The organism is Oceanicella sp. SM1341 (genome assembly GCF_003448965.1).
Lineage (GTDB): Bacteria > Pseudomonadota > Alphaproteobacteria > Rhodobacterales > Rhodobacteraceae > Paroceanicella.
Genome location: NZ_QRGC01000029.1, coordinates 63,483 through 84,198 on the forward strand (window position 1 = coordinate 63,483; position 20,716 = coordinate 84,198).

Annotated in this window: 19 protein-coding genes; 6 read left to right on the forward strand and 13 right to left on the reverse strand. The window is 71.6% G+C overall.

Annotation, left to right across the window (positions count from 1 at the left end; all coding sequences use genetic code 11):
- Positions 1-49 precede the first annotated feature (49 nt).
- The 3 genes from purL to grxD all read left to right on the forward strand — a co-directional run bounded on the left by purL (position 50) and on the right by grxD (position 3,005).
- Complete coding sequence (gene purL, locus D3P35_RS20915) at positions 50-2,227, forward strand: phosphoribosylformylglycinamidine synthase subunit PurL (protein WP_118137520.1); 2,178 nt, start codon at positions 50-52, stop codon at positions 2,225-2,227.
- A 72-nt stretch (positions 2,228-2,299) separates the two neighbouring features.
- The gene (locus D3P35_RS20920) at positions 2,300-2,542 is read left to right on the forward strand and encodes a BolA/IbaG family iron-sulfur metabolism protein (protein ID WP_118137522.1); all 243 of its coding nucleotides are present in this window, start codon (positions 2,300-2,302) and stop codon (positions 2,540-2,542) included.
- Between the two features lie 85 nt (positions 2,543-2,627).
- Complete coding sequence (grxD, locus tag D3P35_RS20925) at positions 2,628-3,005, forward strand: Grx4 family monothiol glutaredoxin (protein WP_118137524.1); 378 nt, start codon at positions 2,628-2,630, stop codon at positions 3,003-3,005.
- Positions 3,006-3,076: 71 nt separating this feature from the next.
- Here the strand turns inward: grxD and D3P35_RS20930 are convergent, their stop codons facing one another.
- From D3P35_RS20930 to D3P35_RS20940, 3 genes are all read right to left on the reverse strand, one after another.
- Positions 3,077-3,871, reverse strand: a complete 795-nt coding sequence (locus tag D3P35_RS20930; RefSeq protein ID WP_118137526.1) for a phosphodiesterase — start codon at positions 3,869-3,871, stop codon at positions 3,077-3,079.
- An 82-nt stretch (positions 3,872-3,953) separates the two neighbouring features.
- Positions 3,954-4,361 (reverse strand): cell division protein ZapA, encoded by a 408-nt coding sequence (locus D3P35_RS20935; RefSeq protein WP_118137528.1) that lies wholly within the window; start codon positions 4,359-4,361, stop codon positions 3,954-3,956.
- Entirely contained in the window at positions 4,361-4,603 is a 243-nt protein-coding gene (locus D3P35_RS20940; RefSeq protein ID WP_118137530.1) for a hypothetical protein, read from the reverse strand. Before D3P35_RS20940 ends, D3P35_RS20935 begins: the two co-directional genes overlap by 1 nt.
- Before the next feature lie 261 nt (positions 4,604-4,864).
- On the opposite strand from D3P35_RS20940, the gene tkt reads away from it, so the two are divergent.
- The 3 genes from tkt (at position 4,865) to pgk (ending at position 9,423) form a co-directional block, all read left to right on the forward strand.
- Positions 4,865-6,883 carry a transketolase gene (tkt, locus tag D3P35_RS20945; protein ID WP_118137532.1) on the forward strand — a complete coding sequence of 673 codons (2,019 nt, stop codon included), beginning with the start codon at positions 4,865-4,867 and terminating at the stop codon, positions 6,881-6,883.
- Between the two features lie 233 nt (positions 6,884-7,116).
- On the forward strand, positions 7,117-8,115 hold the full coding sequence (gap, locus tag D3P35_RS20950) for a type I glyceraldehyde-3-phosphate dehydrogenase (RefSeq protein ID WP_118137534.1): 999 nt from the start codon (positions 7,117-7,119) through the stop codon (positions 8,113-8,115).
- A 150-nt stretch (positions 8,116-8,265) separates the two neighbouring features.
- A complete protein-coding gene (gene pgk / locus D3P35_RS20955; RefSeq protein WP_118137536.1) occupies positions 8,266-9,423 on the forward strand; it encodes a phosphoglycerate kinase in 1,158 nt (385 codons plus the stop codon).
- Between the two features lie 142 nt (positions 9,424-9,565).
- Here the strand turns inward: pgk and D3P35_RS20960 are convergent, their stop codons facing one another.
- From D3P35_RS20960 to D3P35_RS21005, 10 genes are all read right to left on the reverse strand, one after another.
- Entirely contained in the window at positions 9,566-11,308 is a 1,743-nt protein-coding gene (locus tag D3P35_RS20960) for an SLC13 family permease (RefSeq protein ID WP_157982249.1), read from the reverse strand.
- A gap of 100 nt (positions 11,309-11,408) precedes the next feature.
- The gene (locus D3P35_RS20965; protein WP_118137541.1) at positions 11,409-12,830 is read right to left on the reverse strand and encodes an FAD/NAD(P)-binding protein; all 1,422 of its coding nucleotides are present in this window, start codon (positions 12,828-12,830) and stop codon (positions 11,409-11,411) included.
- Entirely contained in the window at positions 12,823-13,902 is a 1,080-nt protein-coding gene (locus D3P35_RS20970) for a sulfate/molybdate ABC transporter ATP-binding protein (protein WP_118137543.1), read from the reverse strand. The genes D3P35_RS20965 and D3P35_RS20970 overlap by 8 nt, the downstream gene beginning before the upstream one ends.
- A gap of 23 nt (positions 13,903-13,925) precedes the next feature.
- A complete protein-coding gene (cysW, locus tag D3P35_RS20975; protein WP_118137545.1) occupies positions 13,926-14,798 on the reverse strand; it encodes a sulfate ABC transporter permease subunit CysW in 873 nt (290 codons plus the stop codon).
- Positions 14,788-15,657: a sulfate ABC transporter permease subunit CysT gene (cysT, locus tag D3P35_RS20980; RefSeq protein WP_118137547.1), complete on the reverse strand. Its 870-nt coding sequence runs from the start codon at positions 15,655-15,657 to the stop codon at positions 14,788-14,790. The genes cysW and cysT overlap by 11 nt, the downstream gene beginning before the upstream one ends.
- Positions 15,658-15,659: 2 nt before the next feature.
- Entirely contained in the window at positions 15,660-16,703 is a 1,044-nt protein-coding gene (locus tag D3P35_RS20985; protein ID WP_118137549.1) for a sulfate ABC transporter substrate-binding protein, read from the reverse strand.
- A gap of 102 nt (positions 16,704-16,805) precedes the next feature.
- The gene (locus D3P35_RS20990) at positions 16,806-17,252 is read right to left on the reverse strand and encodes an Rrf2 family transcriptional regulator (RefSeq protein WP_118137551.1); all 447 of its coding nucleotides are present in this window, start codon (positions 17,250-17,252) and stop codon (positions 16,806-16,808) included.
- Positions 17,253-17,364: 112 nt separating this feature from the next.
- Positions 17,365-18,099 carry an SDR family oxidoreductase gene (locus tag D3P35_RS20995; RefSeq protein WP_118137553.1) on the reverse strand — a complete coding sequence of 245 codons (735 nt, stop codon included), beginning with the start codon at positions 18,097-18,099 and terminating at the stop codon, positions 17,365-17,367.
- 293 nt (positions 18,100-18,392) lie between these two features.
- Entirely contained in the window at positions 18,393-19,466 is a 1,074-nt protein-coding gene (locus D3P35_RS21000) for a UDP-glucuronic acid decarboxylase family protein (RefSeq protein ID WP_118137555.1), read from the reverse strand.
- A 44-nt stretch (positions 19,467-19,510) separates the two neighbouring features.
- Positions 19,511-20,716: sugar transferase (locus tag D3P35_RS21005; RefSeq protein ID WP_157982250.1), on the reverse strand; the 1,206-nt coding region annotated here is incomplete at its 5' end.

The window sequence follows — 20,716 nt, forward strand, 5'->3', positions numbered from 1 at the left end:
CTCGCGCCGCAATGACTAAAAGACCCGTGAATCGCAAGAGGAGCGAACGGTGACCGAACCCGAAGTGAACCCGGCCCTTGCAGCCGAGCATGGCCTCAAGCCCGACGAGTACCAGCGGATCCTCGACCTGATCGGCCGTGTCCCGACCTTCACCGAGCTCGGCATCTTCTCGGCCATGTGGAACGAGCACTGCTCCTACAAGTCGTCGAAGAAATGGCTCCGCACCCTGCCCACCAAGGGACCGCAGGTGATCTGCGGCCCGGGCGAGAACGCGGGCGTCGTCGATATCGGCGACGGCCAGGCGGTGGTCTTCAAGATGGAGAGCCACAACCACCCCTCCTACATCGAGCCCTACCAGGGGGCTGCCACCGGCGTGGGCGGCATCCTGCGCGACGTGTTCACCATGGGCGCGCGCCCGATCGCGGCGCTGAACTCGCTCTCCTTCGGCAGCCCGCGCCACCCGCGCACCAAGGCGCTGATTTCGGGCGTGGTGCGCGGCATCGGCGGCTACGGCAACGCCTTCGGCGTGCCTACCGTGGGCGGCGAGCTGCGCTTCCACTCCGCCTATGACGGCAACTGCCTGGTGAACGCCTTCGCCGCCGGCATCGCCGACGCCGACAAGATCTTCTATTCCGCCGCCTCGGGCGTCGGCATGCCGGTGGTCTACCTCGGCGCCAAGACCGGGCGTGACGGCGTGGGCGGCGCCACCATGGCCTCGGCCGAGTTCGACGACACGATCGAGGAGAAGCGCCCCACCGTGCAGGTGGGCGACCCGTTCACCGAGAAGCGCCTGCTGGAGGCCTGCCTCGAGCTGATGGAAACCGGCGCGGTCATCTCCATCCAGGACATGGGGGCCGCCGGCCTCACCTGTTCCGCGGTCGAGATGGGCGACAAGGGCGACCTCGGCGTGCGCCTCGACCTCGAGCGCGTGCCGGTGCGCGAGGAGCGCATGACCGCCTACGAGATGATGCTCTCCGAGAGCCAGGAGCGCATGCTCATGGTGCTGCGCCCGGAGAAGGAGGCCGTGGCCCGCGCCATCTTCGAGAAATGGGACCTCGATTTCGCCATCGTCGGCGAGACCATCGCCCAGGACCGCTTCCTGGTGATGCTGAACGGCGAGGTGAAGGCCGACCTGCCGCTCAAGGCGCTCTCCGGCACCGCGCCGGAATATGACCGCCCCTGGGTGGAGCCGGCCGCTCCGCCGCCGCTCACCGACATCCCGGAGATCGACCCCTCCACCGCCCTGCTCGCGGTGATGGGCAACCCGAACTACTGCTCGCGCGCCTGGGTGTGGGAGCAGTATGACCACATGGTGCTGGCCGACACGGTCGTCCGTCCCGGGCAGGATGCGGCCGTGGTGCGGGTGAACGGCGGGCCCAAGGCCCTCGCCTTCACCTCCGACGTGACCCCCCGCTACTGCAAGGCGAACCCGGTCGAGGGCGGCAAGCAGGCGGTGGCCGAGGCCTACCGCAACCTCTGCGCCACCGGTGCGACGCCGCTCGCCACCACCGACAACCTCAACTTCGGCAACCCCGAGAAGCCGGAGATCATGGGCCAGTTCGTGGGCTGCGTGAAGGGCATCGGCGAGGCCTGCCTCGCCCTCGACATGCCCATCGTCTCGGGCAACGTGAGCCTCTACAACGAGACCGACGGCACCGCCATCCTGCCCACCCCCACCATCTGCGCCGTGGGCCTGCTGCCCGATCTCGACGCCATCATCCCCACCGCCCCGCAGGAGGGCGACGTGGCGATCCTGATCGGCGAGACCACCGGGCACCTGGGCCAGTCGGCGCTGATGGCCGAGCTCTACAAGGCCGAGGAGGGCGACGCGCCCCCGGTCGATCTCGAGGCCGAGCGCAAGGCGGGCGAGCTGGTGCGCGCGCTGCATGCCGCAGGCCTGATCACCGCCGCGCATGACCTGTCGGACGGCGGGCTGGCGGTGGCGGCGGGCGAGATGGCGCTGGCGGCCAACATCGGCGTGATCCTCGCGGACAACGACCTGCTCACCGCCGCCGAGTGGTTCTTCGGCGAGGACCAGGGCCGCTACCTGATCTCTGTGCCGGCGGAGCGCCTGCGCGAGACCATGTCGCAGATCCTCGACGCCGAGGTGCCCTGCACGCATGTGGGCCATTTCACCGGCCACCGGCTGGACTTCGCCGGCCGCGCCATCGACCTCGCGGACCTGCGCGCCGCCCATGCGGGGGGGCTCGCCGCCTTCGCGGGCTGAGCCCCCGCCCTTGCGCGTGCCCCCGCGCCGTTCTACATCGGAGGAGATGCAGGAAGTGCGGGAGCATGCTGAATGGCGATCGAAGCGGCGGAAATCGAGAAGCTGATCCGGGAAGCCTTCCCGACGGCGGATGTCACCATCACCGACCTGGCCGGTGACGGGAACCACTACGCGGCAAACGTGGTGGCCGAGGAATTCCGCGGCATGAACCGGGTGCAGCAGCAGCGCGCCGTCTACGCCGCCCTGAAGGGCAAGATGGACGGCGCGCAGGGCGAGCTGCACGCGCTGGCGCTCACCACCAAGGCGCCCGACTGACGGAAGATACGCCGCGGCCCCGGCCCCCGGACCCGGCGAAGCGAACCCCAGAGCGCCCGCGCGGCGCGGACAAGGAGCATGGAACATGACCGATGCGGCGACCACGGATGTCCAGGCAGCGATCAAGGCCGATGTCGAAGGCAATGACGTGGTGCTCTTCATGAAGGGCACCTCCAGCATGCCGCAGTGCGGCTTCTCGGCCCGCGTGGCCGGGGTGCTGAACTACATGGGCGTCACCTTCAAGGACGTGAACGTCCTGGCCGACCCCGACCTGCGCCAGGGCATCAAGGATTTCTCCGACTGGCCGACCGTGCCGCAGCTCTACGTGAAGGGCGAGTTCGTCGGCGGGTGCGACATCATCACCGAGATGACCCTCTCCGGTGAGCTCGACGCGCTGTTCGACCAGAAGGGCGTTTCCTACAACAAGGAAGCCGCCGAGAAGATCCGCGAAGCCAACGGCTGAGCCGACGGCACCGCGATGCGGAAAGGGCGCCCCCGGGGCGCCCTTTTTCGTGTCCGCCCCCTGCCCCGGCCTCAGAAGAAGTCCAGCGGCCCGGGGTGGGTGCCCACGGGGAGCAGGTGGGTGGTCAGGCCCGCCCCCTCGCGCCAGTGGTGCAGCAGCAGCGCCGGCGGCTCGATGAAGGAGGCGGGCTCCGCCCCCGGCTCCAGCCGCAGCGCGATGGCTGTGGTGGTGCTGGGCGCGGTCATCAGCAGCGTGCCGCCGAAGCCGGTCACCACGTGGCGGTGCACGTGGCCGCAGAGCACGCGCAGCACCTCCCCGTGGCGGGCCAGCAGCGCGGCGAGCCGCCGGGCGCCGAAGCAGCGATAGGTGTCGATGCAGCTAATGCCGATCTCCACCGGCGGCTGGTGCATCACCAGCAGCGCGGGCCGGCCGCCGCCGCGCGCCAGCGCCGCCTCGAGCCAGGCCTCGGCGGCGTCGTCGAAGGCGCCGTGGTGCTCGCCGGGCACGGTGATGTCGAGCCCGAGCAGGCGCAGCGGCCCGGCCTCGGCCTCGAAATGCGCCGGGCCGGCGGCCGCCATGCCCGGCTGGCCGGCGAAGCAGGCGCGGAAGCCTTCGGGGCTGTCGTGGTTGCCGGGGATGGCCAGCAGCGGCGCGCGCAGCCGGGCGAGGGTGGCGCGGGCCTGCGCATAGTCCGCCGCCGTGCCGGTGTCGGTCACGTCGCCGCTCAGCAGCACCACGTCGGGCTGCGGCGTGAGGGCGTTGAGCGTGTCGATGGCCGCGTCGAACATCGCGTTCGAGGGCACCTGCCCCTGGTAGAGCAGGCCCGCGGCCCGCAGGTGCGGGTCGGATATCTGCGCGATCAGCATGGAAAAGGGCCCCTCCCCTCGCGTGGAAGGAGCACCCTAGGGCGAAAACGGCGCGAGGGGAAACGCTCTCCCCGGGCCGGGCTCAGCTCTCGGCCGGCTCCAGGCTCTCGGCGATGGCCTCCAGCCGGGCCGCGGTGCGGTCGAGCAGGTCGACCGCCTGGTCGGCGAGGTTCTCGATCTCGATGGCGCGGGGGTCCGGGGCGGCGTGATGGGCGGTCACGGCGGATTCCGCGGCGCGCAGTCGCGCCCGGGTTTCGCGCAGGGCCTCCTCGGTGCCGCGGTGGCGCGATTCCTGGCCGATCATCCGGTCGGCCAGCATCAGGCCGGCCATCAGCAGCATGCGGCTCTCGGGCACGGTGCCGATCGCCTTGGAGAGCGCGTCCGCCTCGGCGTCGAGCAGGCCCGCGGCGTCGCGCAGGCGCTCCTGCTCGCCGTCCTCGCAGGCCACGCGGAACTGCCGGCCGCCGATGTTCAGGGTAATGTCAGCCATCAGGAACGCTCCAGCAGGGGTCGCAGGTCGGCGAGAATGGCGGAGACGTCATCGGCGTCCTTGCGGCGCTCGGCCCGGATGCGGGCGAGGTCGTCGCGCAGGGCGGCGATCTCGGCGCTCTGCGCCTCGCCGGCGCTGGCCATGGCCTGCAGGGCCGCCGGCTCGGGCCGCTCGCCGAGCGCGGCCTCGATCCGTGCGAAGGCGGCATCGAGGCGCGCCTCCAGTTTCGTGAGTTTCGACATGGCTCTCCTGCCTCCTGGAGATCTTGGTGCCCGGGCTCCGTGCACGGATTTTTCCGCATCACGGGTGGTCTCGGACATTGCGAATCGCTGCGCCCGGCCGTCTGTATGACAGTCTAGCCCGATCCGACAGAGGTCAACCAGCCCGCGCCCCCTTCCGCGGGGTCGCACGCCGCAGCGCTTGACCGTATCGGGCGGGCTGCTAAACAGCCAGCAACCTTAACCGGCGCCGTCCGCGGCGCAAGACGACAGCGAGGCCCGAAGGTGGATATTTCCGAGCGGCGCAAGGCGCACCCCGAACACTGGATGAAGGCCGCGGCGCTCCGCGTGCTGGCCATGGACGCGGTTCAGGCCGCCAATTCCGGCCACCCGGGGATGCCCATGGGCATGGCCGACGTGGCGACCGTCCTGTTCGAGAAGCACCTGAAATTCGACGCGAGCACGCCTGACTGGGCCGACCGTGACCGGTTCGTGCTCTCCGCCGGCCACGGCTCGATGCTGCTCTACGGGCTGCTCTACCTCACCGGCTATCCGGAGATGACGCTCGAGCAGATCAAGAACTTCCGCCAGCTCGGCTCCATCACCGCCGGCCACCCCGAGTACGGCCACGCGCCGGGCATCGAGACCACCACCGGCCCGCTCGGCCAGGGCATCTCCAACGCCGTGGGCATGGCGATGGCCGAGGCCTCGATGGCCGCGCGCTTCGGCCGCAAGGTGGTGGACCACTACACCTACGTGATCGCGGGCGACGGCTGCCTGATGGAGGGCATCTCCCACGAGGCCATCGGCCTCGCCGGGCGCCAGAAGCTCGGCAAGCTGATCGTGTTCTGGGACAACAACGGCATCTCCATCGACGGCGAGGTCTCCAAGGCCGACGTCACCGACCAGATCGCCCGTTTCAAGGCCTCCGGCTGGGACACCGCGTCCATCGACGGCCATGACCCGGAGGCGATCGACGCCGCCATCACCGCCGCGAAAAAGACCCGTAAGCCCACGCTCATCGCCTGCAAGACCCATATCGGCTACGGCTCGCCCAAGAAGCAGGACAGTGCCGGCGCCCACGGCTCGCCGCTCGGCGCCGAGGAGATCGCCACCGTGCGCGAGATCTACGGCTGGAGCCACGAGGCCTTCGACATCCCCGCCGAAATCCTGAAAGCCTGGCGCACCATCGGCTCGCGCGGGCTGGGCACGCGCGCGGCCTGGGAGGCGGAACTCTCCGGCCTCTCCGCCACGAAGCGCGCCGAGTTCGAGCGGGTGATCTCCGGCGCGGTGCCCAAGCGCCTCTCGGCCACCATCAAGGCGCTGAAGAAGCAGATCTCCGAGGAGAAGCCGAACATCGCCACCCGGAAATCCTCCGAGAACGCGCTGGCGGCCATCAACCCGGTGATGGGCGAGACCATCGGCGGCTCGGCCGATCTCACCGGCTCCAACAACACGCTCACCAAGGATCTCGGCACCTTCGAGCCGGAGAACCGCAAGGGCCGCTACGTGTATTACGGCATCCGCGAGCACGGCATGGCGGCGGCGATGAACGGCCTCGCGGTGCACGGCGGCTGCGTGCCCTACGGCGGCACCTTCCTCACCTTCTCCGACTATGCCCGCGGCGCCATGCGCCTCTCGGCGCTGATGGGGATCCGGGTGGTCTACGTGATGACGCACGACTCGATCGGCCTGGGCGAGGACGGCCCCACCCACCAGCCGGTGGAGCATCTCGCCGCCCTGCGCGCCATCCCCAACATGCACGTGTTCCGCCCGGCCGACGCGGTGGAGACCGCCGAGGTCTGGGAGCTCGCGCTCACCATGCAGGATGCGCCCTCGGTGCTGTCGCTCACCCGGCAGAACCTGCCCACCCTGCGCACCGAGCACAAGAACAACAACCTCTCCGCCCGCGGCGCCTACGTGATGGCCGAGGCGGAGGGCAAGCGGCAGGCCATCCTGCTCGCCACCGGCTCCGAGGTGGAGATCGCCATGCAGGCCCGCGAGATGCTGCAGGCCGAGGGCATCGGCACCCGCGTGGTCTCCATGCCCTGCTGGGAGCTGTTCGAGGCCCAGGACGAGGCTTGGCGCAAGAAGGTGCTCCCGGCGGGCCCGGTGCGCGTCGGCATCGAGGCCGGCCTGCGCTTCGGCTGGGACAAGTGGCTCTCCGGCGAGCGCGGCCTCGACCGCAAGGCGGGCTTCGTGGGCATGGAGGGCTTCGGCGCCTCCGGCCCCGCGCCCGAGCTCTACAAGCATTTCGGCATCACGCCGGAGGCGACCGTGGCCCGGGTGAAGGCCCTGCTCTGATCGCGGGCCCTGCCCCGTACCGACCCGTCCTGATCTGCGGCCCGTCCCCTTCCCCGGGGGCGGGCCGCCTGCATTTGCGAAGGGGTCGCCTCGGTGCGCCCTGCCCTGCACCCTCGGCATACCACCTTTGCACGAGTGGCAATCTGCGCCTTTCTCGGCTGGCGCAAAGACTATATAGAGCCTAGCAATGCAGTCCTGCGGGGAGGATCCCCGCGCATTAACGGGAGCGAAAGATGGCAGTGAAGGTCGCAATCAACGGATTCGGTCGCATCGGGCGCAACGTGCTGCGCGCGATCGTGGAATCGGGGCGCACCGATATCGAGGTCGTCGCGATCAACGATCTCGGCCCGGTCGAGACCAACGCTCATCTGATGCGCTACGACAGCGTGCACGGCCGGTTCCCCGGCACCGTGACCGTCAACGGCGACACGATGGACGTGGGCCGCGGCCCGATCAAGGTGACCGCGATCCGCGACCCGAAGGAACTTCCCTGGGGCGATATCGACGTGGCGCTGGAGTGCACCGGCATCTTCACCGCGAAGGAGAAGGCGGAGCTGCACCTGGCCAACGGCTCGAAGAAGGTGCTGGTCTCGGCGCCCGCCTCCGGCGCGGACAAGACCATCGTCTTCGGCGTGAACGACAAGACGCTCACCGCCGCCGACAAGGTGGTCTCCAACGCCTCCTGCACCACCAACTGCCTCTCGCCCGTGGCCTATGTGCTCAACAACGCCATCGGGATCGAGAAGGGGTTCATGACCACCATCCACTCCTACACCGGCGACCAGCCGACGCTGGACACGATGCACAAGGATCTCTACCGCGCCCGCGCCGCGGCGCTGTCGATGATCCCGACCTCGACCGGTGCGGCCAAGGCCGTGGGCCTGGTGCTGCCCGAGCTCAACGGCAAGCTCGACGGTGTCGCGATCCGCGTGCCGACCCCGAACGTCTCGGTGGTCGACCTCACCTTCATCGCCTCGAAGCCGACCTCGGTGGAAGAGATCAACGCCGCGATCAAGGAGGCCGCCGAGGGCGAGCTGAAGGGCATCCTCGGCTACACCACCGAGCCGCTGGTGTCCTCGGACTTCAACCATGACCCGCATTCCTCGGTGTTCCACATGGACCAGACCAAGGTGATGGAGGGCACCATGTGCCGCATCCTGACCTGGTACGACAACGAGTGGGGCTTCTCCAACCGCATGGGCGACACCGCCGTCGCCATGGGCAAGCTCTGAGACCGACCGGCCGGCCGGGGGCAGCCCCGGCCGGCCAGGCCCGCCTGCGCGCGGGCCCTCGTGCCGCTGCGGGCGGCCGTGCACGCTCCGGGCCTCCCTGCCCGTGACGCCCGGGCCGCCGCCCCGCATCCCCGACCCTGGAGAGAGAACATGGCCTGGAAAACGCTCGACGACATGGATTTCGCCGGCAAGCGCGCCCTCGTGCGCGTTGACATCAACGTGCCCATCGAGGCCGGCCGCGTGACCGACACCACCCGCATCGACCGCATCGTGCCCACGGTGAAGGACATCCTCGCCAAGGGCGGCCGGGTGCTGCTGCTGGCGCATTTCGGCCGGCCGAAGGGCAAGGTGGTGCCGGAGATGTCGCTGAAGGTGACCGTGCCGGCGCTGGAAGCCGCCCTGGGCCAGCCGGTGGTCTTCTCCGAGGACGGCACCGCGGAGGGCGAGGTGGTGCTGATGGAAAACACCCGCTTCCACCCCGGCGAGGAGAAGAACGACCCCGATTTCGCCGCCTCCCTGGCGAAGCTGGGCGACATCTACGTGAACGACGCCTTCTCCGCCGCGCACCGCGCCCATGCCTCGACCGAGGCGATCGCCCGGCTGCTGCCGGCCTGCGCCGGCCGGCTGATGGCCGAGGAGCTGGGCGCGCTGGAGAAGGCCCTCGCTCACCCGGTGCACCCGGTGGTGGCGGTGGTGGGCGGCGCCAAGGTCTCGACCAAGCTCGATTTGCTGGGCAACCTGCTCTCCAAGGTCGATGCGATCGTGATCGGCGGCGGCATGGCCAACACCTTCCTCGCGGCCGAGGGCAAACCGGTGGGCAAGTCGCTCTGCGAGCATGACCTTGCCGACACCGCGCGCGAGATCATGGCAAAGGCGAAGGCGCAGGGCTGCGAGCTGGTGCTGCCGGTCGACGTGGTGGTGGCGCGCGAGTTCAAGGCCGGTGCGGAGTGCGAGACCGTGGCCGCCGACGCCTGCCCGGAGGACGCGATGATCCTCGACGCCGGCGCCCAGTCGGTCGCCGAGGTGGCGGAGCGCTTCAACGCCGCGAAGACGCTGGTGTGGAACGGCCCGCTCGGCGCCTTCGAGATCCCGCCCTTCAACGCCGCGACCGATGCGGCCGCCCTGCATGCGGCCGAGCTCACCGTGGAGGGCAAGCTGCTCTCGGTCGCCGGCGGCGGCGACACGGTGGCGGCGCTCAACAGCTCGGGGGCGGCGGCGAAATTCTCCTATGTCTCCACCGCCGGCGGCGCCTTCCTCGAGTGGCTGGAGGGCAAGACCCTGCCCGGCGTGGCCGCCCTCGAAGGCTGACCCCCCTGCCCCGGGGCCGCGCGCCGGCCCCGGGCACTCCGCCTGTCCGCCCCACGCCCCCAATCGCCCCCGCGCCTGCACCGCCCGGCCCGGGGGCCATGGCGGTCGGCCCTCAGGCTCAGGCTCAGGCTCAGGCTCAGGCTCAGATCCAGAAGATCCGGATCGCCGCCAGCGCCATCCCGAAACACACCAGTGTCACCGGCCATCCGGCCCGGGCGAAATCGGCGAAGCGGTAATGCGCGATGCCGAAGGCGAGCGTGTTGTTGTGATGCCCGAAGGGGGTGACGAAATCGAGCGAGGCGCCCAGCGAGACCGCGATCAGCAGCGGCTCGGGCGGCACGTTCGCGATGCGCGAGAGCTCGAGCGCGATGGGCGCGAGCACCACCGCCGTGGCCGAATTGTTCACGAAGGGCGTGACGAGGATCGCGATCCCCAGCAGGGCGGCGGTGAGCGGCAACGCTCCCGCCCCGGGCAGCGCGGTGCCGATCATCCCGGCAAGCTCGCGCGCCGCCCCGCCGCGCGCCACCGCCTCGCCGAGCGGGATCATCGCGGCGAGCAGGATGAGGATCGGCCAGTTCAGCTCGGCAAGTGCCGCCCGCAGGTCGAGCGCGCGGGCGAGGCAGAGCACCAGCACCACCGCGCCGAGCGCCACCGGGATCGGCACGAGGCCCAGCCCCGCGGCGAGGATGCCGGCGGCGAACACCGGCACCGGCAGGCGGGCGGGCGAGCGCGGCCGGGCGCGCGGCAACGGCGAGACCTGCAGGGCGCCCGCCTCCTCCAGCGCGTCGCGGATGGCGCCGGGGTGGCCGCGCAGGAACAGCACGTCGCCGATGCCGAGGCGGATATCGGCGAGCCGGCCCTCGATGCGCGGCGTCTCCACCGCGAGCGCCTCGATGGCGATGTCGCGCTCGGCAAAGCTCTCCAGCGTGGCGATGCGCGAGCCCACGAGCAGGCTCTGCGGCATCACCACCGCCTCGGCCCAGCCCTCGGGCCCCGGCGCGCCGGCAGGCGCACCCGGCCCGGGCAGCCGCAGCCAGCCCGCGCCGAGCCCCTGCTCCAGCCGCTCCAGCGTGGCCTCGACCAGCAGCATGTCGCCGGGGGCGAGGGCGGTGTCGGCGCGCAGCGGGAACAGGCGGCGGCCGGCGCGCAGCACGCCATGCACCTGGCCGTCGAGGGCCACGGACACCGCCTCGGGGCTGGCGGGGGCGCTGTCGCCACCAGCCAGCAGCACCTCGCTCACCACCCGGCGCGGCGCGCTGTCTGCCGCAGCGCCGCCCTCGGCCGTGAGCCCGCGCGGCACGCGCCACAGGATGACCGCGAGACCGGCGAGCGCCACCGTGACACCCACCGGCGCGAAATCGAAGAAGCCGAAGCCCTGCCCCCGCTCGGAGGCGAGGGCCGCGCTCACCACCAGGTTTGCCGGGGTGCCGATGGCCGAGCACAGCCCGCCGAGCAGCGTGGCGAAGGAGAGCGGCATCAGCAGCATGCGCGGGTCGCGGCCGCGGGCGCGGGCCACTTCCAGCGCCACCGGCAGCATGAGGGCGAAGGCGCCGATGTTGTTCATGAACACCGAGAGCCCGGCGCCCAGGCCGCAGAGCGCCACCAGCAGGCCGGTGTCGCCCGGCATGCGCGCGTCGATCCAGCGGGCGGCGGTGTCGAGCAGCCGGGTGCGGGCGAGCGCGCGCACGATGAGCAGGATCTCCACCACGGTCACCACCGCGGGGTTGGCAAAGCCCGAGAAGGCCTCCGCCGGCGGCACGAAGCCCGCCGCCACGCCTGTCGCGAGGCCGCAGAGCGCCACGAGCTCGATCCGCCAGCGGTCGAGCGCGAAGACCGCCAGCAGGGCGATCAGGAGGAGGATGAGGCCGATCTGCTCGAGGGTCACCGGTTTTCCCGTTGTGTCCGGAGCGCGCGCATCGGCGCTCCGGACCGGGAGAATGCCCCATTCGCGCGGGGCGCGAAACGGGGATCTTCAGGCGCGCCGCTCAGGCCGTGCGCACCGCGGCGCGCATGGCCACCAGGTCGCGCAGGGTCTCGGCCGCGCGGGCGGTCTGGCCGAGGATCTCCGGCACGCCGGTGATCTCGAACAGGCTGCCCTGCCCCAGCGGGCCGATGGCGAAGAGGCCCGAGAGATCGTCATCGGGCACCCACACCCGGCCGTCGGGCGCCACCTTCAGGCCGATGCCCAGCGGGTCGGGCACCGCGAGGCCCTCGCGCAGCAGGCCGCGCAGCAGCGGCGCCTCCATGTCCGGCCGGTGGCCCGAGCAGTCGAACACGATGTCCGCCAGCAGGGTTTCCGGCACGCTCTCACCGCGCCAGACCACCTCCAGCCGGGCCGGCTGGCCGGGCCGCGCCGCCACCACCCGGCCGGCGCGGTGGCAGGTCTCGGGCTTGTCGAACTCGGCCATCAGCCGCGCGTGCTGGCCGGCGGGCAGCCGGTGGCGATGCGCGTCCCAGATCCGGCGCAGGTGGCGCATGAAGCGGCTGCGGTCGGCCTCCGAGAGGGTGCGCCAGATGTCCTGCGCGAAGGGGCGCAGGCGGTTGATCTCGCCCTGCCAGGGCCGGCCCTCGGCCTCGGCCCGGGCCACGGCGCGGCGCAGCTCGGCATAGAGCACGCGCAGCGAGACGCCCTCGGTTACCTGCCAGGCCGGCGGGCGCACCGAGAGCGGCGCATGCGGCTGGGGCATCAGCCCGCGCCGCGAGATCACCGTGATCTCGGCGCGCGAGCCCATGGCCCGCAGGCGCAAGAGCGTGTCGACCATCGAGAGGCCGGAGCCGACGATGGCGATATGCCCGGCGTTCTCCAGCTCCGCCGCCTCGATGCCGGCGAAGGGCGAGCGGCCGAACCGGCCCTGCGCCTCGCCGTAGCCGGTGGCGAGCACCACGGCCTCCACGCTCACGCCCAGCCCCGAGACGAGATCGACCCGGAAGCCGCCGCCCGGGCGGCGGGCGATGCCGATCGCCTCCTCGCGCACGGTCTCCACCGTGACATGCGGCGAGCGCGACACCAGCTCGTCGAAGCGCCGGCGCAGGTAGTCGGAGAAGGCCGCGCGCGGGGCGAAGCGCTCACCCGCCGCGGCGAGATCGTCCCGTGTCGGTGCGCCGCCGGAGGTGAAGCCGGCCAGCCAGTCGGCGAAATCGCCGGGGTGGCTGGCGAGCAGCCCGAGGTCGCGGGCGCGCACGTTCAGGAGCTCCCCCGCATGGGCCCGGCCGAAGGCGAGCCCGCCGGCGCGGGCGGCATTGCCCTCGATCATCACGATGTGCAGCCGGTGATCCACCGCCTCGATGAGTGCCGCGGCCATCGCCATCCCGGAGAAACCGGCGCCGATGATCGCGATGCGGCCTTCCTGGCGGCGGGCAACCATCGCGTTCACCCGGGCCATCGCGCGTGTCCTCACGTCAAGCATATTTCACCTCCAGGGGGCGGTGCCCCTCGTCTGCGGCGGGCTCGGGATAGAGCCGCCAGTTGGTGGGACGGAACGTGATCGTGTCGCCGGTGCTCACCTGCTCGCCGGCGGGAATGTCGATCTCGACCCGCTCGCCATCATCCGGGCCGAGCGCGAGCTCGACCCGGCGCAGCCCGCCCACGCGCCGGTACGAGACCACCGTGCCGGACAGGCCTTCCCCCGGAGAGACGATCCGGGAGATCTCGTGCGGCCGGAAGTAGAGCGTGGAGGCCCCCCTCCCGTGCGCGCGCAGCCCCAGCGGGCGGCCCGCGTGCCGGATGATGCCCTGGCCGATCTCCACCGGCAGCTTGACGGACTCGCCGATGAACCCGTGCACGAAGGCCGAGGCCGGCGCGTCATGGATCTCGTCGGGCGTGCCCACCTGCTCGATGCGGCCCTGGCTCATCACCACCACCCGGTCGGCGAGCTCCATCGCCTCCTCCTGGTCGTGGGTGACGAAGATGGTGGTGTGGCCGGTGCGGTCATGCACCTCGCGCAGCCAGCGGCGCAGGTCGCGGCGCACCTGGGCGTCGAGCGCGCCGAACGGCTCGTCGAGGAGCAGCACGCGGGGCTCGATGGCCAGCGCACGGGCCAGTGCCACGCGCTGGCGCTGCCCGCCCGAGAGCTGGGCCGGATAGCGCCCGCCCAGCCCCGGAAGCTGCACGAAGTCGAGCAGCTCCAGCGCCCGGCGCCGGGTTTCCGACGCCGTGGGCCGGCTGGCGCGCGGCCGCACCGAGAGACCGAAGCTCACGTTTTCCAGCACCGTCATGTGGCGGAACAGCGCGTAATGCTGGAACACGAAGCCCACCCGGCGGTCCTGCACGGGGCGGCGGGCGGCATCCTCCTCGCCGAACATCACGGTGCCGGCGGAGGGGGTTTCCAGCCCGGCGATGAGCCGCAGCAGCGTGGTCTTGCCGGAGCCCGAGGGCCCGAGCAGCGCGATCAGCTCGCCGGAGCGGATGTCGAGCGAGAGCTCGTGCAGTGCCGCCGTGCTGCCGAATTCCTTGGCGATCTTGCGAAGGGTGACGTCCATGATCCTGTCTCCTGTGGGAAGGGTCAGTGCTTGCGGGTGGCGGCAAGCGCCGCGCCGTAGCGGATTTCGAGCAGGGTTTTCACCGTGAGGGTGACCAGCGCGAGGCAGGCCAGCAGCGAGGCCACGGCGAAGGCGGCGACGAAATTGTATTCGTTGTAGAGGATCTCGACATGCAGCGGCATGGTGTTGGTCTCGCCCCGGATATGGCCCGAGACCACCGAGACCGCGCCGAATTCGCCCATCGCACGCGCCGTGCACAGGAGCACGCCGTAGAGCAGGCCCCAGCGGATGTTGGGTAGGGTGACGCGCCGGAAGGTCTGCCAGCCGGAGGCGCCGAGGCTGAGTGCGGCCTCCTCCTCCGTCGTGCCCTGGTCCTGCATGAGCGGGATCAGCTCACGCGCAACGAAGGGGAAGGTGACGAAGATCGTCGCCAGCACGATGCCCGGCACCGCGAAGAGGATCTCCACCCCGTGATGCGCGAGCCAGGGCCCGATCAGGCTGCCCGAGCCGAAGAGCAGCACGTAGACCAGCCCCGAGATCACCGGCGACACGGAAAACGGCAGGTCGATCAGGCTGATGAGCAGCGCCTTGCCGCGAAACTCGAACTTCGCGATGGCCCAGGCCGCCGCCACGCCGAACACCACGTTGGCCGGCACCGCGATGGCCGTGACCGTGAGGGTGAGGCGCATGGCGGCGAGGGCGTCGGGCTCGGTGAGCGCGGCGAGCCAGGCCGCCGGCCCCTGCCGGAACGCCTCGGTGAAGACGGAGGCGAGCGGCAGCGCGAGGAACAGCGCGAGGAAGCCGAAGGCGGCGAGCATCAGCGCGCGGCGGGCCCAGGGGGCTTCCGTGGTGGGCGCCGGGATGCCGGCCCCGAGGGCGAGCGTGTCAGACGGCATGGCCATACCTCTTGCGGCTGCGGGCCTGCACCCAGTTGATGAGCAGGAGCATCGAGAAGGAGATCGCCAGCATCATCGCCGCGATCGCGGTGGCGGCGGGGTAGTTGAACTCCTCCAGCCGGATGACGATGAGCAGCGGCGCGATCTCGGAGGCATAGGGGATGTTGCCGGCGATGAAGATCACCGAGCCGTACTCCCCCACCCCGCGCGCCAGCGCCAGCGCGAAGCCGGTGAGCAGCGCGGGCGTGAGCGAGGGCAGCAGCACCCGCGCCACGGTCTGGAAGCGCCCGGCGCCCAGGGTGGCGGAGGCTTCCTCGACCTCCTTGTCGATCTCCTCCATCACCGGCTGCACGGTGCGCACCACGAAGGGCAGGCCGACGAAGATCAGCGCGAGCACGATGCCCGCCTGGGTGTAGCTGATGCGGATGCCGAGGGGCTCGAGCAGCCCGCCCACCCAGCCGTTCGGGGCATAGAGCGCGGTGAGGGCGATGCCCGCCACCGCGGTGGGCAGCGCGAAGGGCAGGTCGACCAGCGCGTCGACCACCCGGCGGCCGGGGAAGCGGTAGCGCACCAGCACCCAGGCCACCAGCGTGCCGAACACCAGGTTCACCAGCGCCGCGATGAACGCGCTGGAGAAGCTGATGCCCAGCGCCGCGAGCGTGCGCCGGTCCATCGCGAGCGCCGCGAACTTCTCCCAGCCCAGCGAGGCGGACTGGAAGAAGATGCCCGAGAGCGGCACCAGGATCATCACCACGAGCCAGACCAGCGTGACTGTCATTGCCAGCCGGAAGCCGGGGATGATGCCCGGCTTGCGGAAGCGCCAGACCGGGGCGCGGACGGCCGGAGCGGGCGTGCCCATGCTCAGTTTCCTTCCGCGAAGATCTGGTCGAACACGCCGCCATCGGCGAAATGCGTCTCCTGGATCTGCTTCCAGGAGCCGAAGACATCCTCCACCTTCACGCGCTCCACCTCAGGGAAACGCTCCATGTCGGCGGGGTCGGCCAGCTCCGGCTCGGCGGGGCGGTAGAAGTTCTTCGCCGCCAGCGTCTGGCCATCCTCCGAGTAGAGATACTCGAGATAGGCCTCGGCGAGCTTGCGGGTGCCCTTCTCGTCGACATTCGCGTCGACCAGCGCCACCGGCGGCTCGGCCAGCACGCTCACCGAGGGCACCACGATCTCGAAGGCGTCCGGGCCCAGCTCCTCGAGCGAGAGATAGGCCTCGTTCTCCCAGGCCAGCAGCACGTCGCCGATGCCGCGCTGCACGAAGGTGGTGGTGGCGCCGCGCGCCCCGGTGTCGAGCACCGGCACATGGCGGTAGAGCTCGGAGACGTATTTGCGCGCCGCCTCCTCGGAGCCGCCCGGCGCCTTCAGCGCGTGGATCCAGGCCGCGAGGTAGTTCCAGCGCGCGCCGCCCGAGGTTTTCGGGTTCGGCGTGATCACCTCCACCCCGTCGGCCAGCAGGTCGTCCCAGTCATGGATGCCCTTGGGGTTTCCCTTGCGCACCAGGAACACGATGGTCGAGGTGTAGGGCGCGCTCGCATGCGGCAGGCGGCTCTGCCAGTCGGGCGCGACGCGGCCGGTCATCTCCACGATCTGGTCGATGTCGGCGGAGAGCGCGAGGGTCACCACATCCGCCTCCAGCCCCTCGATCACGGCGCGGGCCTGCTTGCCCGAGCCGCCGTGGGACATGCGGATGGTGACGCTCTCGCCGGTCTCGGCTTCCCAGTGTTCGGCGAAGGCCTCGTTGTAGGCCTGGTAGAATTCGCGCGTGGGGTCGTAGGAGACGTTGAGCAGCGTGCTCTGCGCCCGCGCGGCCCCGAGGGCCGGGCTGAGGGCGGGGGCGAAGCTGGTCAGCGCGAGCGTCAGTGCCGCGCCGGCAAGCAGGGTTCGTCTTGAGCAGGTCATTCGGGCCTCCCGTGTTGGATGCCCTTTAACTCTACCTAGTAGGTCGTGTTAGTCAACAAAAACCGCGCAACCCTGGAGTGTATTGCCTAACCCTCTGATTTTTCAGGAAGCCTGGCCGATTTCCGGCAGCGCAGCGCCGCCGTTCAGCGCGTCGGCGATGGTCACGGTGTCGAGCACGGCGCGGCTGGCCTCGGCCACCCGGGCGAAGACATGGCGAATCTCGCACTCGCCCTCGTCCACGCAGCTCTCGCAGCGCCGGTAAGCCACGCGGCTGAGGCAGGGCAAGGGGGCGATGGGCCCGTCGATGATGCGCAGCACCGCGCCGAAGGTGATCTCGTCGGCGGGCTTGAGCAGCAGGTAGCCGCCGGCCTTGCCGCGGCGGCTCATCACCACGCCCTGGTGCTTGAGGTCGAGCAGGATCTGTTCGAGGAACTTCTTCGGGATGCGCTGGGCCTCGGCGATGTCGCCGATCAGCAGCGCCTCGTCCGGTTCCGCCCGGGCGAGGGCGAGCAGCGCCCTGAGTGCGTACTGGGCCTTCTGGGAAATCATCGGCGCCTCCGCCCGGTCCGGCCCGGCGCGGGGGCGCCGGGCGCTCTGCCCCGAATCTCTATGGGGCCAGTCGTCTCATACGCTCATGTGCGGGAATACGCAACGCGGGCGCTCAGCCCAGCTCGCGCACGTCGGTGAGGGGGGCTGCGCCGAAGGCATCGCCCAGCAGGTGGGCCACCATCCTCGCCGCCGTTTCGGCCGGGGTGGCGAGCGCGCCGGTCTCCTTGAGCGAGACGAAACTGTCGCGCAGGCCGAAGCGCTCCTCCGGGGTGCCGCGGATGGTGGCCTGCATGTCGGTGTCCACCACGCCCGGCGCCATGGAGGTGATGCGCAGGCCCGGCAGGCCGTCTTCCTGCACGGTGGCGGCGTGATGGTCGAGCGCGGCCTTGGTGGTGCAGTACACGCTCCAGCCCGCGTAGGGCTTGCGCCCCGCGCCGCTGGAGACATGCAGGATGCGCCGGTCGGCCCGCGCGCCTGTGGCGGCGATGAAGGCCTCGGCGAGCAGCAGCGGCACGGTGACATTGAGGCTCACCGCGCGAGCCACCGCCTCCGGCGCATGGGTGCCGGCCGGGCCGATGGGCTCCACCGTGCCGGCGTTGTTGATCAGCATAACCGGGCCCTCGCCGCCCTCGAGGAAGGCCGCCAGCGCGCCGCCCGTGGCCCAGGCGGCCACCGCCTGCGCGTCCGAAAGGTCGAGCGCCACTTCGCGGAAGCGCCCGGGGTACTGCGCCGCGAGCCCGGCAGCACTGCCGCGCGCGAGCCCCAGCACCTCCGCCCCCTGCCCCAGCAGCTCCGCCGCCAGCGCGGCCCCCAGGCCGCGGGAATGCCCCGTGATGATCGCCTTCATGCGCCTGTCCCCCTCGCATCTGTCGCCGCGCGCGCCGCGGCCTCACATGCTCATAGCGCATGGGCGGGGGCTTGGCACCCCCGTCGCGGCGGCCCGGCCAGCCGCGCGGCCCCGCGGGGAGGTGCCCGCCGCGGGGCCAGGGGGCCGGTTCCCGTCGACACGTCGCGCAGCGCGCTTTCGCCCGCGCGTCCCGCGCCGCGCTTTCAGCCACGCGTCCCGCAACGTGTCTTGCGCCACGCGTCCCGCCACGTGTTTTCAGCCACGCGTCCCGCGTGAGGCGGCGCACCGCCCCCTCAGCGGGCGGGAGAGCCGCCCGCCTCGCCGTTCAGCGCGTGCTGTTTCTGGTGCACCCCGGCGGGCATCTCCGGTGGGCGCGGCGCGTTGCGGCCGTAGCGGATCGCCACCGGCGCCGGGGCCGGGCGGGCGCTGAGCAGGGCCTCGAAATAGGCGATGGTGCGCTCCAGCCCGTCACGCAATGCGACGCGGGGCGCCCAGCCCAGCTCCTGCTCGGCGCGGGTGATGTCGGGGCGGCGCTGGGTCGGGTCGTCCTGCGGCAGCTCGCGGAAGGTGAGCGGCGAGCGCGAGCCGGTGAGCTCGAGCACGATGCGCGCGAGCTCGGCCACCGAGATCTCCACCGGGTTGCCGAGGTTGACCGGCAGCGGCACCCCCTCGGGCGCCCGCATCAGCGCGAGGAAGCCGCGGATCAGGTCGTCGACATAGCAGAAGGAGCGGGTCTGCCGGCCCTTGCCGTAGAGGGTGATCGGCTCGCCGCGCAGCGCCTGCACGATGAAGTTCGACACCACCCGACCGTCGTTGCGGTGCATGCGCGGCCCGTAGGTGTTGAAGATCCGCGCCACGCGGATGTCGAGCCCGTACTGGCGGTGATAGTCGAAGAACAGCGTCTCGGCGCAGCGCTTGCCCTCGTCGTAGCAGGCGCGCGGGCCGATGGGGTTCACGTTGCCCCAGTAGCCCTCCACCTGCGGGTGCACCGAGGGGTCGCCGTAGACCTCGCTGGTGGAGGCCTGGAAGATACGCGCCCCGGTGCGCCGAGCGAGCTCGAGCAGGTTGAGCGCGCCGTGCACGTTGGTGCGCACGGTGCGCACGGGGTCGGTGCGGTAATGCACCGGCGAGGCCGGGCAGGCGAGGTTGTAGATCTCGTCCACCTCCACGCAGAGCGGCTCGGTCACGTCGTGGCGCAGGAGCTCGAAGGCATGCACGTCGAGCAGGTGGCGGATGTTGTCGCGCGTGCCGGTGTGGAAATTGTCCACGCAGAGCACTTCATGGCCGGCGTCGAGCAGCGCCTCGCACAGGAACGAGCCGAGGAAGCCGGCGCCGCCGGTGACGAGGATGCGTCTTGAATGCGTCATTGCGATCTCCTGGTTCGGCGTTTGAGCGGCGCGCTGGCCGCGCCTCATGCCCCGGTTCCGCCCAGGACGGCCCGAACCGTCCTGAACAGGATCACGACATCGGACCATGCCGTGCGGGTGTCGATGTAGTGGGCGTCGAGCTCCTGCTGGCGGGCGGCGTCGGCCTCGGCGCGCTCGGAGACCTGCCACAGGCCGGTGAGCCCGGGCACCACGGTGGCGCGCTTCGCGCGCACCGCGCGCGGCATCGCCTCGAGGTGGTACTCGGGGAACGGGCGCGGGCCGACGAGGGTCATCTCGCCGGCGAGCACGTTCACCAGCTGGGGCAGCTCGTCGAGGCTGGTGGCGCGGAACAGCCGGCCGATGCCGGGCAGCAGGCGGGGGTCGTCGCGCAGCTTGAAATGCGCCTCCCATTCGCGGCGGGCGCCGGGGTCGCGGTCGAGCAGCGCGGCCAGCATGCGGTCGGCGTCGCGGTACATGGTGCGCAGCTTCCAGATGCGCACGGGGCGGCCGTGCAGGCCCGCGCGCTCCTGGCGGAACAGCACCGGCCCGGGGTCCGCCCGCCAGACCAGGGCCGCGGCCACCAGCAGGAGCGGGGCCAGCAGCACCAGCGCGGGCCCGGCCACCGCGATGTCGCGCAGCCGCGCGAGCGCGCCCGGCCCCCGGGCGTCGGCAGCGGGCGGGCGCAGCCGCAGGCCGCTCGCCCCGGCCATGTCGACCGGCAGCAGGCCGGCGCCCTTCAGCCCCACCCTGTCGGCGGGCAGGAACAGCTCGTCGTAGCGGGCGCGCAGCCCGGCGAGGCGCCCGGCCTCCGGCAGCCCCGCCCCGACCAGAACCGCGACCCGGGCCGTGCCGGCGCGCCCGGGCACGAGACCGAGCCGCCAGTTGCGTGCGAATTCCGCCCCGGCGGCCGCCGCGCGCTCCGGCGGGCCGAGAAACTCCGCCTCCACCGCCCAGAGGCCCAGCGCGTGCAGGCCGCGCAGCAGCAGCTCGCGCAGCAGCAGCTGCAGCGGCAGCGCGAGCGCGAGCATGATCAGCGCCACCCCCGCCGCCCGGGGATTGTGGAGCACGAGAGCTGCCGTCGCACCCGCCAGCGCCGCCGCCGCGGCGAGGGCGAGCGTGCGCCGGCGCAGCAGTTCCGCCGGCTCGAGCCGCATGCCGGGGTAGAGCCCAGCCGCCGCCAGGCCGGCCAGCGCCGCGAGGCCGGCGACGAGCGCGAGATCGCCCGCGGCGCCACCCGCCCCGGCCCCGGC

Excerpts from the sequence above, each read along its gene's own strand:
- D3P35_RS20920 (WP_118137522.1), top strand. The coding sequence starts at position 2,300 with ATGGCGATCGAAGCGGCGGAAATCGAGAAGCTGATCCGGGAAGCCTTC.
- grxD (WP_118137524.1), top strand. The coding sequence starts at position 2,628 with ATGACCGATGCGGCGACCACGGATGTCCAGGCAGCGATCAAGGCCGAT.
- D3P35_RS20930 (WP_118137526.1), bottom strand. The coding sequence starts at position 3,871 with ATGCTGATCGCGCAGATATCCGACCCGCACCTGCGGGCCGCGGGCCTG.
- D3P35_RS20935 (WP_118137528.1), bottom strand. The coding sequence starts at position 4,361 with ATGGCTGACATTACCCTGAACATCGGCGGCCGGCAGTTCCGCGTGGCC.
- D3P35_RS20940 (WP_118137530.1), bottom strand. The coding sequence starts at position 4,603 with ATGTCGAAACTCACGAAACTGGAGGCGCGCCTCGATGCCGCCTTCGCA.
- gap (WP_118137534.1), top strand. The coding sequence starts at position 7,117 with ATGGCAGTGAAGGTCGCAATCAACGGATTCGGTCGCATCGGGCGCAAC.
- pgk (WP_118137536.1), top strand. The coding sequence starts at position 8,266 with ATGGCCTGGAAAACGCTCGACGACATGGATTTCGCCGGCAAGCGCGCC.
- D3P35_RS20965 (WP_118137541.1), bottom strand. The coding sequence starts at position 12,830 with ATGCTTGACGTGAGGACACGCGCGATGGCCCGGGTGAACGCGATGGTT.
- D3P35_RS20970 (WP_118137543.1), bottom strand. The coding sequence starts at position 13,902 with ATGGACGTCACCCTTCGCAAGATCGCCAAGGAATTCGGCAGCACGGCG.
- cysW (WP_118137545.1), bottom strand. The coding sequence starts at position 14,798 with ATGCCGTCTGACACGCTCGCCCTCGGGGCCGGCATCCCGGCGCCCACC.
- cysT (WP_118137547.1), bottom strand. The coding sequence starts at position 15,657 with ATGGGCACGCCCGCTCCGGCCGTCCGCGCCCCGGTCTGGCGCTTCCGC.
- D3P35_RS20985 (WP_118137549.1), bottom strand. The coding sequence starts at position 16,703 with ATGACCTGCTCAAGACGAACCCTGCTTGCCGGCGCGGCACTGACGCTC.
- D3P35_RS20990 (WP_118137551.1), bottom strand. The coding sequence starts at position 17,252 with ATGATTTCCCAGAAGGCCCAGTACGCACTCAGGGCGCTGCTCGCCCTC.
- D3P35_RS20995 (WP_118137553.1), bottom strand. The coding sequence starts at position 18,099 with ATGAAGGCGATCATCACGGGGCATTCCCGCGGCCTGGGGGCCGCGCTG.
- D3P35_RS21000 (WP_118137555.1), bottom strand. The coding sequence starts at position 19,466 with ATGACGCATTCAAGACGCATCCTCGTCACCGGCGGCGCCGGCTTCCTC.